Below are 15,050 nucleotides of genomic sequence, written 5' to 3'. Positions count from 1 at the left end.
CCGGATCGCGGATCACGATGACAACGGGCAAAGACCCCATCCTGAGACGATCACACGATCCGGTGCGGGGCCCCGGGTGGCCACCCGGGGCCCCGCAACCCGGCATCTCCACAATGCCACAAATCAAACAGACAATCCTGAAGCCGCGAAGCGGCTGAAGGACCTCGAGCGCAGGTCTCCGACCCCCTGCAAAGACCTGGAAGAGCGATCCCGTTCACCTGAGCCCGTCGCCCTGGCCCCGCGTGATCGCCTCTTGCGCGATGCCCCCCGGGTCTGTCATCACTCGCCGCCCCGGGGCGGCCCACCTTGCGTGTTGTCGTTTGCCGACGGCGACTCCACACTGAGTCGCGGCCGGCATCCCGCCGCCGCCGACTCTCCGTTTCTCGGTCTTCGGAACACCCATGGCCTTCGTCGCTTTCCTCATCAAGCGCCTGTTGCAGGCCGCGCTGGTGATGTTCGTCATCAGCCTCATCGGCTTTTCCATCCAGGACAACCTGGGCGACCCCCTGCGCGAACTGGTCGGCCAGTCCGTCTCGGAGGCGGAGCGCGAGGCGCTGCGCGACGAGATGGGGCTGAATGATCCGTTCTTCGTGCAGTACTGGCGGTTCCTGGGGAACGCCGTGCAAGGCGACCTGGGGGACAGCTACTTCTTCAAGAGACCCGCGCTGGAGGTCATCGCCGACAAGTTCCCGGCGACCCTGGACCTGGTCGTGGGGGCGACGATCATCATCGTGCTGGTCTCCATCCCCATGGGGTGTTACTGCGCCATCCGCCCCAAGGACTGGCTGGCGCGGGGGGTCATGGGGGCGAGCATTGTCGGCATCTCCATCCCCGTGTTCCTGACCGCGATCTTCCTGATCTATGTGTTCTCGGTGAACCTGGGCTGGCTGGCCTCGTTCGGGCGCGGCGAGGACCTGGTGGAGATCGCGCCGGGCTGGGAAACCGGGTTCCTGACCTGGGGCGGCATCAGTCACCTGATCCTGCCCAGCGTCGCGCTGTCGTCGATCATGCTGCCGCTGTTCATCCGGCTGATCCGCTCCGAGATGATGGAAATCCTGGAGCAGGACTACATCAAGTTCGCCTGGGCCAAGGGCCTGGGGGCGAAGCGGGTGTGGTTCCTGCACGCCTTCAAGAACACGCTGCTGCCGGTCATCACCGTGGGCGGCGTGCAGATCGGAACCATGCTGGCCTATACGATCCTCACCGAGTCCGTGTTCCAGTGGCCGGGGCTCGGCTTCATGTTCATCGAGGCGGTCAACCGCGTCGATACGCCGCTCATCATCGCGTACATCATCGTCGTCGGCCTGATCTTCGTGGTCACCAACACGGTGGTGGACCTGATCTACACCCTGGTCAATCCGACCGTCCGATTGGTGGGGAAACAGACATGAACCGCCTCGCCGTCTTCTTCGGGTCGGATTTCCTGTACCGCTTCCGCCGGGATCCGGTCGCCGTCGGCGCGTTTTCCGTGGTGGCGTTCTTCATGCTGGCCGCCCTGTTCGCGCCGCTGCTGTCGAGCATGAACCCGCACGACCCGGCGCAGCTCGACATCATGAACTCCGAGATCCCGCCGGCGTGGCAGGACGGGGGCGAGGAGGCCTTCCCCCTCGGCACCGACGCCCAGGGGCGCGACATGCTGAGCGCCATCCTGTACGGCCTGCGCATCTCCATCACCATCGGCATTTTCGCGGTCATGGTGCAGATGGCGCTGGGCATCGTGATCGGGCTGGTCTCGGGCTATCTGGGCGGCAAGGTGGACGCCTTCTTCATGCGGCTGGCCGACATCCAGCTCGCCATGTCCACGCTGATGCTGGCGATCGTCGCCCTGGCCGTGTTCCAGGCCGCGTTCGGCGCCGAACTGTTCGCCGATATGGCCATCGTCATGCTGGTGCTGGTCATCGGCATCGCCGAGTGGCCGCAGTACGCGCGCACCATCCGCGCCTCGGTGCTGGCCGAGCGCAAGAAGGAATACGTCGATGCCGCCCGCGTCATCGGCCTGTCGGCCCCGGTCATCATGGCCCGCCACATTCTGCCCAACACGCTGTCGCCCTTGCTGGTGATCTCCACCGTGCAGGTGGCGAACGCGATCATCAGCGAGGCCGCGCTGTCCTTCCTGGGCCTGGGCATGCCGGTCACCATGCCGTCGCTGGGGTCGCTCATCAGCGCGGGCTTCGAGTACATCTTCAGCGGGGCATGGTGGATCACCACCATCCCGGCCATCGTGCTGATCGTGCTGATCCTGTCGATCAACCTGCTGGGCGACTGGCTGCGCGACGTGCTGAACCCGCGTCTGTACAAGGGGTAAGGCCATGGCCCTTCTCGATGTCCACGATCTGGTCGTGGAGTTCCCCACCCGCCACGGCACCCTGACGGCGCTCAACGGCATCTCGTTCGCCGTGGACAAGGGCGAGCGGCTGGGCATCGTCGGCGAGTCCGGCGCCGGCAAGTCCGTCGCGGCCTTTGCCGTGCTGAATCTGCTGACCCGCCCGGGGCGCATCGCCGGCGGCTCCATCGTGTTCGAGGGCCGGGACCTGACGACGCTGTCGCGCGCCCAGATGCGCGGCGTCCGGGGCAACCGGATCAGCATGATCTTCCAGGACCCGATGATGACCCTGAACCCGGTGCTGACCATCGGCACCCAGATGGTCGAGACGCTGAAGGCGCACCGCGACATCTCCGACGCCGAGGCCAAACGCATCGCCATCCAGCGCCTGGGCGAGGTCAAGATCCCCTCGCCGGACAAGCGCATGGCGTCGTACCCGCACGAGCTGTCCGGCGGCATGCGCCAGCGCGTGGTGATCGCCATCGCGCTGCTGACCGAGCCGTCGCTCATCGTCGCCGACGAGCCAACCACGGCTCTGGATGTGACCATCCAGGCGGAGATCATGAGCCTGATGCTTGCCCTGTGCAAAAGCCACGGGGTGGGGCTGATCCTGATTACCCACGACCTTGCCGTGGTCTCGCAGGTGACCCAGCGGGTCGTGGTGCTGTACGCCGGCCGCGTGGTGGAGTCGGGCCGGACCGACCGCGTCGTCCACAATCCGGTGCATCCCTACACCCGCGGCCTGCTGGCGGCGCTGCCGGGCGAGGGCGAGCCGGGCGCCCGCCTGAACCAGATCCGGGGCAACATGCCGTCCTTGAACGCCATTCCGTCCGGCTGTCCCTTCAACCCGCGCTGCGATCACGTCCTGGACGATTGCCGCGCCGCGCTGCCGCCGCTGGACGACCTCGACGGCCATCTGGTCCGCTGCATCCGGGCCCGCGAGCTGATGACGGGGAGGGCGGCATGAGCGGAGAAGCGGCGGCCATGGCGATCCCCCCCCACCCCGCGTCCGATCCCGCGCGCCCGCTGGTCGAGGTGCGCGGCGTGGTCAAGCACTTCGACCTGGGGGGGCATTTCCTCCAGCGCGAGCGGCCCACGGTCAAGGCGATCAACGACGTTTCGCTGACCGTCCGGCGCGGCGAGGCGTTCTGTCTCGTGGGCGAGTCGGGCTGCGGCAAGTCCACCCTGGCGCGCATCGTCATGGGTCTGCTGACCCCGACGGCGGGCGAGATCCACTTCGACGGCACCCGCATCGACGGCCTGCGGCACAAGGCCCGCATGCCGTTCCATCGGCGGATGCAGATGATCTTCCAGAACCCCTATGCCTCGCTGAACCCGCGCCGCACCGTGCAGCAGACCCTGGAAGAACCGCTGCGGTTCCATTCCCCCGCGCTGTCCGACGCCGAGGTCAAGGCCAAGGTCGAGCAGGTGATGGTCTCGGTCGGCAACGATCCGTCCTGGGGCAACCGTTATCCGCACGAGTTCTCCGGCGGCCAGCGCCAGCGCATCTCCATCGCCCGCGCGTTGATGGTGGACCCGGACTTCGTGGTGGCGGACGAGCCCATTTCGGCGCTGGACGTGTCCATTCAGGCGCAGGTCCTGAACGTGATGATGGACACGCGCGAAAAGCTGGACCTGACCTACCTGTTCATCACGCATGACCTGTCGGTGGTGCGCCACTTCGGCACCCGCGTCGGCGTGATGTACCTGGGCACGGTGTGCGAGCTGGCCGACACGGCCACCCTGTTCGAGAACCCGCGCCACCCCTACACGCGCATCCTGCTGTCGGCGATTCCGCGCGTCTCCACCGAGGAGATGCAGCCCCCCGGCCTGCCGGGCGAGGTGCCCTCGGCCATGAACCTGCCCTCGGGCTGCGTGTTCCACGACCGCTGCCCGCTGGCCAACGCCCGGTGCTCCGCCGAAGTGCCCAAGCCGCTGCCGCAGGCCGACGGCACCCTGGTCGCCTGCCACGCGGTGGAGGAGGGGCGCGAAACGCCCGGTGGGTGACAGGCGGGGCCGGCGGCGGGTAGTCTCGGCGGGGCGCAGGACGGGGCGGTCGGGCGCCGGGAGGGAGCCCATCGAGGACCGATATGGAATCGGACACGCACATCCGCGACGCCCGGGCGCACGACCCGTTCACGGGCGCCGCCACCTTTTCGCTGCGGCACCGCGCCTTCCGGGCGCTCTGGTTCCTGGTCTGGACCCTGGGCGCGGCCTGGACGCCGCCGCCGCTCCATCAATGGCGGGTTGCCCTGCTGCGGCTGTTCGGCGCGCGCGTGGCGTGGTCGGCGCGGGTCTACGGCACGACCAGGGTGTGGTATCCGCCCAACCTGACCGTGGGCCCCCAGGCGATGGTGGGTCCGGGCGTGATCTGCTACTGCATGGGGCCGGTGGAGATCGGCGCCCGCGCCGTCATCTCCCAACGCGCCCACCTGTGCGGCGGCACCCACCGGGTCGATGACCCCTATTTCCAGCTCTACACCCGGCCGATCCGCATCGGCGACTTCGCCTGGGTCGCGGCGGAGGCCTTCGTCGGCCCCGGCGTGACGGTGGGCGAGGGCGCGGTGCTGGGCGCGCGGGGCGTGGCGACCCGGGACCTGGACCCGTGGACGGTCTCCGCCGGCAACCCCGCCCAACCCCTGCGCGCCCGCGACCGGGCGGCGTTCGACGCCGTGCGCGCGGCGATCCCGGACCGCGATCCGGCGCCAAAGCGGGAGGCCCCCGCCCCCCGGGACGACATCCTGATCGTGGCCGCGCACATCCCGCCGGCGCGCGGCTATGGCGGCGTGGCGGAGAGCGCGGCGGCCCTGGCGCGCCAGTGGAGCGCCGACGGCCTGACGGTCCATGTGGTGGCCAGCGATGCCTCCAAGGGCGCGCGTCCCACCGCCGCGCAGGCCGAACGGGCGTGCGGCTGCCGGGTGTCGCTCTATGCGGCGCCGGTCGAGATCCGATCGCTGGGCTTCGGCCTGGGCGCGCCCCTGATGATCTGGCGCGCCGTCGGGCGGGCGCGGGCGGTCTACATCGCCGGCATCGGCACCTGGCCGGTCACCCTCGCGCTGGTGATCTGCCGGCTGCGCGGCGTGCCCTTCGTGCTCGGGCTGCATGGCAACTACATGCGCCCGCTGGCGGACGTCATCCGGGCCCGCCGCCCGGTCAAGCGCCTGCTGTATGCGCGGCTGGTGCAGCCGGTGGGCAATCGGGCGCGCGCCCTGCACGTGCTCAGCCCCATGGAGGCGGAGCACGCCCGGCCGTACTTCTCTGCCCCCTTCGTGGTGGCCCCCGTGGGCGTGGACTGCCGGGCGCTGCAGCCGGCCCCGCCGCCCCCGCTGGCGTCGGGACGGGACGGCGGGCTGCGGTACCTGTACGTCGGCCGCTTCGCTCCGGAAAAGAGCACCGTCGCCATGGTCGAGGCGTGGCGGGCGGCCGCGCGGCCGGCGGATACGCTCACCCTGGTGGGCGATGGGGGCGGCGCCTACGCCGACACCGTCAAGGCCATGGCCCGGGCGGATTCGCGCATCGAGACGACCGGCTACCTGGACCGCGCCGCCGTGCTGGAGGCGCACCGCCAACACCACCTGCTCATCCTGCCCTCGGGCATGGGGGGAACCGGGTTCGAGAGCTTCGGCATCGTGGCCGGCGAGGCGCTGGCGCTGGGCCGACCCGTGCTGGCGGCGCGGGGGCTGCCCTGGGACGACCTGGAGGCGCACGGGGCCGGTCTGGTGTTCAACCCCTCGCCGGATGGGCTGGCCGACGCCATGGACCGGGCGGCGGCCTGGAGCCCCGGGGCCTACGCCGCCGCCTGCGCCGCCGCGCGGGCCTATGCCGAAGGCCGCATCGACATGGGCCGCAGCGCCCTGGATCTGGCCGAGGCCCTGCTCGCCCCGACCGGGCCCGACCGCGCCCGGGAGGGCTGAGCCATGGCGCGGGATCGGACCGGGCGCACCACACTCGTCTTCCTGTGGAGCAACTTCGGGCCCTATCACATGGACCGGCTGGAGGCGGTGGGGCGGCATTTCGTCGGGCGTCGGCGGGTTCTCGGCCTGGAGATGTTTCCCGGTCACGACCTCTACGGCTGGACCACGGGCGCGGCCGAGGCGTTCGAGAAACGCACCCTGTTCGCGGCGGACGCCAAGCCGGGCGTGATCGGGCAGTTGCGCGGCATTCTGCGCCATCTGCCGCCGGCGCGGGACTCGGTGGTCTACGTCAGCCACTACCAGCGCCCGGCCGTGCTGCTGCTGGCCCTGTGGCTGCGCCTGCGGGGCGGGCGCGTGGTCATGCTGGGGGTCTCAAAGTTCGATGACTACCCCCGGTCCCTTTGGCGCGAGGTGGGCAAGAGCCTGTTCCTGTGGCCCTATCACGGGGCGCTGTCCAGCGCCCGGCGGCCGCGTGACTACCTGCGCTTCCTGGGGATTCCCGCCGACCGCATCCGGGGCGAGTGCAACACCGTCAGCCTGGACCGCATCCGCCGCCAGGCGGGCGTGCCGCCGGCGCCCGACGGCCCGCCCCACGCCGTGCGGCATTTCACCTCCATTGCCCGGCTGGTGCCGAAGAAGAATCACGCCGTGCTGCTGGAGGCCTACCGCCTGTACTGCGACCGGGTGACGGCCCCCCGCCCGCTGCACCTGTGCGGCTCCGGCCCGCTGGAGGCGGACCTGCGCGCCCAGGCGGAGGCGTTGGGGATCGCGGATCGGGTGGTGTTCCGGGGCTGGGTCCAGGATGCCGAGGCCAGCCGCACCCTGGGGACGACGCTGGCCCTGCTGCTGCCCAGCGTGGAGGAGCAGTTCGGCAACGTGGTGATCGAGGCCCAGGCCATGGGCCTGCCGGTGATCCTGTCGGACAACTGCGGGGCGCGGGACCTGCTGGTGCGCACCGCCGTCAACGGCTATGTGGTCGAGCCCGACAATCCGCGCGGGCTGGCCACCGTCATGACCCAGCTCAGCGAGGACGAGGCCCTGTGGGCGGCCATGTGCCGCGAGGCGACGGCGAGCGCGCCGCTGGGCGATGTGGCCCGCTTCGTCGAGGGGGTCGAGTGGTTCCTGGACGCCGAACCTGTGGCTTGACCCCCACGGTCCCCGCTCCGCGTGGGGGGGCGGGGGCCTTCGCAGGGAAATGGGCTCAGATGACCAGGACGGCACTCTCCGCGCCGTCAGAGCAGGCCGCTCGAGATCCCTCGTCTCGCTGCGCTCGCTCGGGATGACAAACGACAATTATAGGGTGTCATCCTGAAGCCGCGAAGCGGCTGAAGGATCTCGAGCGCCGGGCTCCGACCCGCCGAAAAGGCCTGCAGGAGCGATCCCGTTTAACTGAGCGCGTTGCCATGTGGGCCTTCGCGGTTGCCTGTGCACGCACGGCGCGGCATGTTCGTCCCATCCTGCACCCAGGCGCGCCGCGCCCGGGCCGACCTGGGGAGAACCGCGCGTCGTCATGGACCAGAACCTTGCCGGACCGCTGACGGATCTGTTGTGGATCCTGCTGCTCTGGGTCGTCGCGCTCTTTCTTCTGACGGGCGGCACCTACATGACCCTGGGTCCGGCGCTGCGCCAGGGACCGGCCAACCGCCGCGCCGCCCGCGCTCTGGCCCGGGCGGGGTTGCCCGCGCTGCATGACCTGGTGCTGCGGACGGCATGGGGCGGCCTGATCCGCGTCGATCACGTGGTGCGCCTGCCCACCGGGTTCGTGGTGCTCCAGATCGTCATGCGCGCCGGCCGGCTGGTCGGCACCCGCCGACAGCGGGTCTGGCGCCAGGACGTGGGCCTGGACAGCCACACCTTCGGTAACCCCCTGCGCCGACTCGACAAGGCCATGGCGGCGGTGCGCCGCGCCCTGCCGCCGCCGCCGGAGGGCGCGGATGCGCCCGTCGTCACGGGTCAGGTGCTGGTGCCGCGCCGGGCGCGGTTCGCGCGGGGGCGGCCCGAGGGCGTGTCGAACCTGGGCGCGTTCCTGGAGGAACTGCACGCCGCCCACGGGGCCGCCGCCGACGGACCCGAGGCCCCCGGACTCGAGGAGGCGTGGCAGGCGCTGTCCCGCGCGGCGCTCGCCGTGCCGGACGGGGATGGCCCGCTCTCCTGGCTGCGGCGACCCCGCCGCCTGCTGCGCTCGGCGCTGGCGGAGACGCGCACCGCCATGGGCCTGCTGTTCCTGGGCACGGGGGCCGCGCTGGTGGTGCTGCTGTGGTGAGCGACGGATCCGGACCGTCTTGGACCTGAATGAGGGTTAGCCTGTTGATGTCCCCCCTTGACCTGAACGCCGTGCGCGCCTGGTTCCCGGCGTTCCACAGCCCGACCGGCAATGGCTGGGCCTTTTTCGAGAACGCCGGCGGCGCCTATGTGCCGCGCCCCGTGATCGACCGCCTGACCCGCTTCATGACCGAGGCCAAGGTTCAGCCCGGCGCGCCCTATCCGGCCTCGGCCCTGGCCACGCACATGATGACCGAGGGCGCCGAGGCCATGGCCGCGTTCGCCAACACGTCGCCCGGGGCGCTGGTGATCGGCGCGGACACCTCGACCAACCTGCATGTGCTGGCGAACGCGCTGGCCCCGCTGTTCGCGCCGGGCGACGAGATCGTGGTCACAAACCTGGACCACGAGTCCAACATCACCTCCTGGCGGCGTCTGACCCGGACCGGCGCGACCATCCGGGAATGGCGGTTCGATCCCGAGACGGGGGCTCTGGACATCGCCGGCCTTGAGGCCTTGCTGAACGAGAACACGCGGCTGGTCTGCCTGCCCCATGCCTCCAACATCACGGGCGCGGTCTGCGACGCGGCCCGGGCGGTAAGGCTGGCGCACGAGGCCGGGGCCCTGGCCGTGGTGGACGGCGTGTCCCATGCCCCCCACGCGCTGGTGGATGTGGCGGCGCTGGATGCCGACGCCTATGCCTTCAGCGCCTACAAGGTGTTCGGCCCGCATGTGGGCGTGATGGCCCTGCGACCCGAGCTGATGGGGCGGCTGGAAAACCAGAACCACATGTATCTCGCCGGCACCGGCGCCCTGACGCTGAATCCCGGCGGCCCGCCGCACGAGCTGTGCGCGGCCCTGGCGGGCGTGGCGGACTATCTGGAGGGGCTGGACCGCCAGCACGGGGGCGGCGCGGATGATCCCCTGCGGCGCCGGATCGTGCGCCTGTTCGCGGCCTTCGAGGGCCATCAGCGCGCCCTGAGCGCCCGCCTGCTCGACGGGCTTGCGGCGGCGCCGGGGGTGCGGGTGATCGGCGCGCCGACGGCGGGGCCGACGCGGTCGCCGACCGTGGCCTTCGTGCACGACCGGCTGTCCTCGCGCGCGGTGGTGGACGCCCTGCGCGCCCGGCAGGTGGCGGCGCGCAACGGGCATTTCTATGCCTGGCGGGCGATCGAGGCGCTGGGCCTGGACCCGGAGGACGGCATCGTCCGGGTCAGCATGGTGCACTACAACACCCCGGACGAGGTGGACCGCCTGCTGGACGCCCTGCCGCGCGGGTGAGGGGTCGCCCTACACCTCGCGGCTTTCGAAGTCGATGCGCGGGTCGATGACGTGATAGGTCACGTCGCTCATCAGGTTGAGCACCAGACCCAGCAGCCCGAAAATGTAGAGCGTGCCGAACATCACCGGATAGTCGCGGTCAATGACCGCCTCGAAGCCCAGAAGGCCCAGCCCGTTCAGGCTGAAGATCACCTCGATCAGCAGGGAGCCGGTGAACAGCATCGACACCAGCGCCGCCGGGAAGCCCGCGACCACCAGCAGCATGGCGTTGCGGAACACGTGGCCATAGAGGATCCGCTTCTCGGTCAGGCCCTTGGCCCGCGCGGTGGTGACGTACTGCTTGTTGATTTCTTCCAGGAAGGAGTTCTTGGTCAACATGGTCAGGCTGGCGAAGCCGCCGATCACCATGGCCGTGACCGGCAGGGTCAGGTGCCAGAAGTAGTCCCCGATCTTGCCGTACCAGGTCAGCTCCTCCCAGTTCTCGCTGACCAGCCCGCGCAGCGGGAAGACGGGGACCATGCCGCCCTTGGCGAACACCACGATCAGCAGGATGGCGAACAGGAACGCGGGCACCGCGTAGCCGACGATGACGGCGGAGCTGGTGGCGATGTCGAACCGGGTGCCGTCCCGCACGGCCTTGGCGATGCCCAGCGGGATCGAGACCAGATAGATGATGAGCGTGGACCACACGCCCAGCGAGACCGAGACCGGCATCTTTTCCCAGATCAGCGCCAGCACGCCCACGTCGCGGAAGTAGCTCTCGCCCAGGTCGAACGACGCGTAGTCCACGACCATCTGCCAGTAACGTTCGTGGATGGGCTTGTCGAAGCCGAACTGCTGCTCGATTTCGGCGATGAAGGCGGGGTCGAGGCCGCGCGCGCCCTGGTAGGTGGAGCCCCCCCCGCCTGACCCACCGTCGCCGCCGCCGCCGGTCTGCACCTCGCCCGTGCCGCCGCCGCCGGAGAAGCGCGCCGTGGCGTCCACGGCCGTGCCCTGGATCTCGGCCAGCAACTGCTCCACCGGCCCGCCGGGCGCGATCTGCACGATGAAGAAGTTGATGGTGATGATCCCCAGCAGGGTGAGGGGAATCAGCATCACGCGGCGGACGATGTAGGTGAGCATGGCGGCGGACCCCTATCGCGTCCGCACGGCGCCGGCGGCCTCCAGCGCGGCGACCTTGTCCGGATCCACCCACCAGGTGAACACCTGCGCGCCCTGGTCCGGGGTGATGTCGGGACGGCCGAACTTGTCCCAGAAGACCAGGCGGTCATAGCTCAGGTGCCAATGCGGCACGACCAGGAAGGACCATTGCAGCACGCGGTCCAGCGCATGGACGGCCGTGACCAGTTCCGCGCGGCTGTGTGCGCTGATGAGGGTCTCGATCAGGGCATCGACGGCCGGGGAGGAGATCCCCGCCAGGTTGCGGCTGCCCTGGGCATCGACGGTCGCACTGCTCCAGTACTCGCGCTGCTCGTTGCCCGGGCTGTCGGACTGGCCCCAACCGCCCACGATCATGTCGAAGTCGAAGGCGTTGAGGCGGTTGAGGTACTGCGCCGTATCCACGGTGCGCACCGAGACATCGGCGCCCAGCCGCTTCAGGGTCTGGACGTAGGGCAGGGCGATGCGCTCGAACGTCACGTCATAGAGCAGGATCTCGAACGACAGCGTCTGTCCGGTTTCGCCGTGGGTCATCACGCCGTTCCGCAGCGACCAGCCGGCCTCGCGCAGCAGGGTGAGCGCGGCGCCCAGGTTCTCGCGCACCTCGCCGGGCGCGGGCACGGAGGGCGGTTCGTAGACCTCGGTGAACACGCGAGGCGGCAGGTCGTCGCGGAACGGCTCCAGCAGGGCCAGTTCGGCGTCGTCGGGCAGGCCGGTGGCGGCCAGCTCGCTGTTGTCGAAATAGCTGCGAGTGCGGGTGTACTGGCCGAAAAACAGGTTCTGGTTGGCCCACTGGAAGTCGAAGGCGTAGGCCATGGCCTCGCGCACCGCCGGGTCGGCGAACACCGCGCGGCGCGTGTTCATGATGAAGCCCTGCATGCCGGCGGGCCGGTCGTGCTCGACTTCCAGCTTGACCAGGGCGCCCGAGTCCACGGCCTCGCCCTCGTAGGCGGTGGCCCAGACCTTGGCGATGTTCTCGGCGCGAAAGTCGTACTCGCCCGCCTTCAGGGCTTCCACCGACACGGTGGAGTCGCGGTAGTAGTCGTACTGGACGACATCGAAGTTGTGGAAGCCGACGGCGGTGGGCCGGTCGGCGCCCCAGTAGTCCTCGACCCGCTCATACCGAATGAAGCGGCCCGGCTCGAAGTCGGCGATGCGGTAGGGCCCGCTGCCCAGGGGCGGCTCCACCGTGGTGGCGGTGAAGTCCCGTTCCTCCCAATAATGCTTGGGCAGCACGGGCAACTGGCCCAGGATCAGCGGCAGTTCCCGGTTCATGTTGGTCGAGAAGGTGAACTTGACGGTGTGATCGTCCAGCGCCTCCGCCTCGGCCACGTCGGCATAATAGAAGCGGTACAGCGGCGCGCCGTCGGTGCGCAGCGTCTCCAGGCTGAACAGCACGTCCTCGGCCGTGATGGGCGCGCCGTCGTGGAACCGGGCCTCGGGGTTCAGGTGAAAGGTGACCCAGGAGCGGTCTTCGGGGGTCTCGATGAATTCCGCCACGCCCTCGTATTTGGTAAAGGCCTCGTCCGCCGAGGGCACCAGGAGGGTTTCGTAGATCAGCCCCAGGCCGGCCGCGCTTTCGCCCTTCACCGTGTAGGGGTTGAGCGTGTCGAACCCGCCCAGCGCCGCCAGTCTGATCTGGCCGCCCTTGGGGGCGTCCGGGTTGACGTAGTCGAAATGGGTGAAGTCGGGCCCGTACTTGGGCGTGCCGTGCATGGCGATGGCGTGGGCCGGCTCCGCGTGGGCGCCGGGACCCCAGAGGATGAACGGCAAGGCGAGCAGGCAGGCGAAAAGGCCGCGACGGCGCATGAGGGCACTCCGATCAGGGTTCGGACAGGATCTCCCTGCAGATAGTGCGGACGCGGCGTGGCGCGATCAAGGCGCGGATGGGAAAAGAGCGCGCCGCCCGGACTCCGAACGGCGGACGAGAGGCCCCGTCCGCCGCCGGTCTCGGGTCTCAGTTCGGCAGATAGTAGCCGATGGCGAAGGCGTCGCCGTCGTGCTGGACGACGTAGACCTTCTTGATTTCCTGCTGGTCGTTGGCCGGGTTCACCCAGGTGTATTCGACCCAGCCGCCCTCGGGATGGTCCTTGGCGCTCTGGACGATCATGCGCACCGGGAAGTCGCCGTTCACGTCCTGGATGTCCACCAGAATGTCGTTGTCGATCAGCACCGGGTTGTGGGCGTGCGTCTTGTAGATGTGGTCCAGCGTGCAGATGATGACATACAGGTCGCCGTCCACGAACTCGCCGTCCAGGTCGTTGAAGTCCTGCATGGCCTGTTCGCGGCCCACGTCGTCGTAGTGCGCGATGGCGGCGTCCATCATGGCCAGGACATCGGCCTCGGTGGCCCGGTCATAGGCGGCGGCCGCATTGGACAGCGCGGTGCACATCAGGATCGCGCCCAGAAGGGCGGTCGCGCGCGAGACAAGGTGCGACAGGGTGCTCGGCATGGCATGGGTCATGGTCTTCTACACTCCTCGTTCCAGGGATGACCTCTGGCAGGGGTCTGGGGAACCGACCGGCGGGTCGCCCGCCGGTCCCCGCGATCTCGCGCCGTCCGCCAGGGGCGGGCGATGACCGCGGTCCTCTCGGGACGGACCGGCGGCCGGATCAGGCCGCCCGCATCCGCGCAATCAGGTCCGTGACCGTTCCGGTCAGGCGGTCGAATTCGGAGACGAGCCGGGTGGCCGTTTCCTCCACCTCGCGCGAGGCGTCGCCGGTCCGGCCGGCGGCCACCTTCACGTCGTCGATGTCGCGGCTCACCTCGCGGGTGCCGTTGGCGGCCTGCTCGCCGCCGCTGCTGATCTCCTCGGTGGCGGCGACCTGATCCTGCACCGCGCCGACGATGCCGGTGAGGTGCTCGCTGATGCGGGCGATGATCTCGCTGATGGAGCGGATCTCCTCCACCGCCTGCCCGGTGACCGCCTTGATGGAGGCGATCTCGGCGCCGATTTCCTCGGTGGCGCGTGCGGTCTGGCCGGCCAGGGATTTCACTTCCGACGCGACCACGGCGAAGCCCTTGCCGGCATCGCCGGCGCGGGCCGCCTGGATGGTCGCGTTGAGCGCGAGCAGGTTGGTCTGCGAGGCGATCGAGTTGATGAGCGCCACCACGTCGCCGATCTTCTCGCTGGCGGCGGACAGGCCCTGCACGGTCTCGTCGGTGGTCTTCGCCTGGTCCACGGCCTGCTGGGCCACGTCGGCGCTGTCCTCGACCCGCTGAGAGATGGCCTGGTTGGCGGTGGCCAGCCGCACGGCGGCTTCCGACACCGCCTCGACGCTGTGCGAGGCCTCCAGGGAACTGGCCGCCACGGTGGTGGAGCGCTGGTTGGTCTCGTCGGCGGTGCGGGCCATGGTCTCGGCGATGGTGCGCATGCCCTGCGCGGCGGCGCGCACATCTGTGACGATGGTTTGCACGTCCCGTTCCAGCGTGTCGGCCATGGCGAGGGTCTGCTGGCGGCGCTCGTCCTCGGCCTTGCGGCGGGTTTCTTCCTGCTCTCGGGCGAGCTGCTCGACCTTTTCCGCGTTCTCCTTGAACGTCACCAGCGCCGTGGCCATGCCGCCCACTTCGTCCTTGCGGCCCAGGGCGGGGATGGTGATGGCCGTGTTGCCGCCGGCGAGTTCCGTCATGGACTGCGTCATGCCGCGAATCGGCCGGGCCACCAGGACAACGACCCAAAGCGTGATGAGCCCCATCAGGATCAGGCCGCCGATGGCGATGCCCCCAAGCCACGTCAGGCTCGAGTCGGTGCGTGCGATGCTTTCGGTGCCCTGGTCCATCGCGGCGGTCTTGATGGCGGCTTCCCGCGCATCGAGGATATCAATGATTTTCTGGTAATCGGCCTCGGCCGTGAACATCAGCGAGACGGCCGAACTCAGGACGACCTTCAGCATCTGGCGAAGATTGTTCTGGTACTTGATGTAGTGGTCGATCAGGGCGGCCAGTTCATCAAGCTCCTGCGCGACCTCCGCGTTGCCTTCGAAGACGAGGCGGCCCCGCTCGAAGGACTCCAGCGTGCGCGCGATATTTTCATCGAAGGCTTATCCCTTTGCTTCCGGCGCGATCAACATATCGTAGGAGATTGGGCCTTTGGTGGTGGCGATGCCCAGGAG

The 15,050-nt window shown here is 69.5% G+C and carries 13 protein-coding genes; 9 read left to right on the top strand and 4 right to left on the bottom strand.

Annotated features, from left to right (window positions below):
* Positions 1-401 precede the first annotated feature (401 nt).
* The 8 genes from GHC57_RS17035 (at position 402) to GHC57_RS17000 (ending at position 9,780) form a co-directional block, all read left to right on the top strand.
* Positions 402-1,391, top strand: a complete 990-nt coding sequence (locus tag GHC57_RS17035; protein ID WP_153346467.1) for an ABC transporter permease — start codon at positions 402-404, stop codon at positions 1,389-1,391.
* Positions 1,388-2,305 carry an ABC transporter permease gene (locus GHC57_RS17030; protein ID WP_153346465.1) on the top strand — a complete coding sequence of 306 codons (918 nt, stop codon included), beginning with the start codon at positions 1,388-1,390 and terminating at the stop codon, positions 2,303-2,305. The genes GHC57_RS17035 and GHC57_RS17030 overlap by 4 nt, the downstream gene beginning before the upstream one ends.
* A 4-nt stretch (positions 2,306-2,309) precedes the next feature.
* Positions 2,310-3,290, top strand: coding sequence for an ABC transporter ATP-binding protein (locus tag GHC57_RS17025; protein ID WP_153346463.1), 981 nt, complete (start codon positions 2,310-2,312; stop codon positions 3,288-3,290).
* Positions 3,287-4,330 (top strand): ABC transporter ATP-binding protein, encoded by a 1,044-nt coding sequence (locus GHC57_RS17020; RefSeq protein WP_153346460.1) that lies wholly within the window; start codon positions 3,287-3,289, stop codon positions 4,328-4,330. Before GHC57_RS17025 ends, GHC57_RS17020 begins: the two co-directional genes overlap by 4 nt.
* Positions 4,331-4,413: 83 nt before the next feature.
* On the top strand, positions 4,414-6,237 hold the full coding sequence (locus GHC57_RS17015; protein WP_153346458.1) for a glycosyltransferase: 1,824 nt from the start codon (positions 4,414-4,416) through the stop codon (positions 6,235-6,237).
* A gap of 3 nt (positions 6,238-6,240) precedes the next feature.
* The gene (locus GHC57_RS17010; RefSeq protein WP_153346456.1) at positions 6,241-7,383 is read left to right on the top strand and encodes a glycosyltransferase; all 1,143 of its coding nucleotides are present in this window, start codon (positions 6,241-6,243) and stop codon (positions 7,381-7,383) included.
* Positions 7,384-7,747: 364 nt separating this feature from the next.
* Complete coding sequence (locus tag GHC57_RS17005; protein WP_153346454.1) at positions 7,748-8,500, top strand: nuclease-related domain-containing protein; 753 nt, start codon at positions 7,748-7,750, stop codon at positions 8,498-8,500.
* A 47-nt stretch (positions 8,501-8,547) separates the two neighbouring features.
* Positions 8,548-9,780, top strand: a complete 1,233-nt coding sequence (locus GHC57_RS17000; protein ID WP_246152438.1) for a cysteine desulfurase-like protein — start codon at positions 8,548-8,550, stop codon at positions 9,778-9,780.
* Positions 9,781-9,789: 9 nt separating this feature from the next.
* Here the strand turns inward: GHC57_RS17000 and GHC57_RS16995 are convergent, their stop codons facing one another.
* The 4 genes from GHC57_RS16995 to GHC57_RS16980 all read right to left on the bottom strand — a co-directional run bounded on the left by GHC57_RS16995 (position 9,790) and on the right by GHC57_RS16980 (position 14,831).
* Positions 9,790-10,902 carry a microcin C ABC transporter permease YejB gene (locus GHC57_RS16995; RefSeq protein WP_153346450.1) on the bottom strand — a complete coding sequence of 371 codons (1,113 nt, stop codon included), beginning with the start codon at positions 10,900-10,902 and terminating at the stop codon, positions 9,790-9,792.
* Positions 10,903-10,914: 12 nt separating this feature from the next.
* A complete protein-coding gene (locus GHC57_RS16990; protein WP_153346448.1) occupies positions 10,915-12,747 on the bottom strand; it encodes an extracellular solute-binding protein in 1,833 nt (610 codons plus the stop codon).
* Positions 12,748-12,895: 148 nt separating this feature from the next.
* Positions 12,896-13,402, bottom strand: coding sequence for a cache domain-containing protein (locus GHC57_RS16985; protein WP_153346446.1), 507 nt, complete (start codon positions 13,400-13,402; stop codon positions 12,896-12,898).
* A gap of 148 nt (positions 13,403-13,550) precedes the next feature.
* On the bottom strand, positions 13,551-14,831 hold the full coding sequence (locus GHC57_RS16980) for a methyl-accepting chemotaxis protein (RefSeq protein WP_153346444.1): 1,281 nt from the start codon (positions 14,829-14,831) through the stop codon (positions 13,551-13,553).
* A 30-nt stretch (positions 14,832-14,861) separates the two neighbouring features.
* Here GHC57_RS16980 and GHC57_RS19645 point away from each other — a divergent pair.
* Positions 14,862-15,050 (top strand): hypothetical protein (locus tag GHC57_RS19645; protein WP_211369232.1); only part of this gene is annotated, 189 nt, incomplete at its 3' end.

It is taken from the genome of Roseospira navarrensis (genome assembly GCF_009601025.1).
GTDB lineage: Bacteria > Pseudomonadota > Alphaproteobacteria > Rhodospirillales > Rhodospirillaceae > Rhodospira > Rhodospira navarrensis.
The sequence above is the reverse complement of the archived record's forward strand: the minus strand, read 5'-3'. Positions and strand labels throughout refer to the sequence as shown.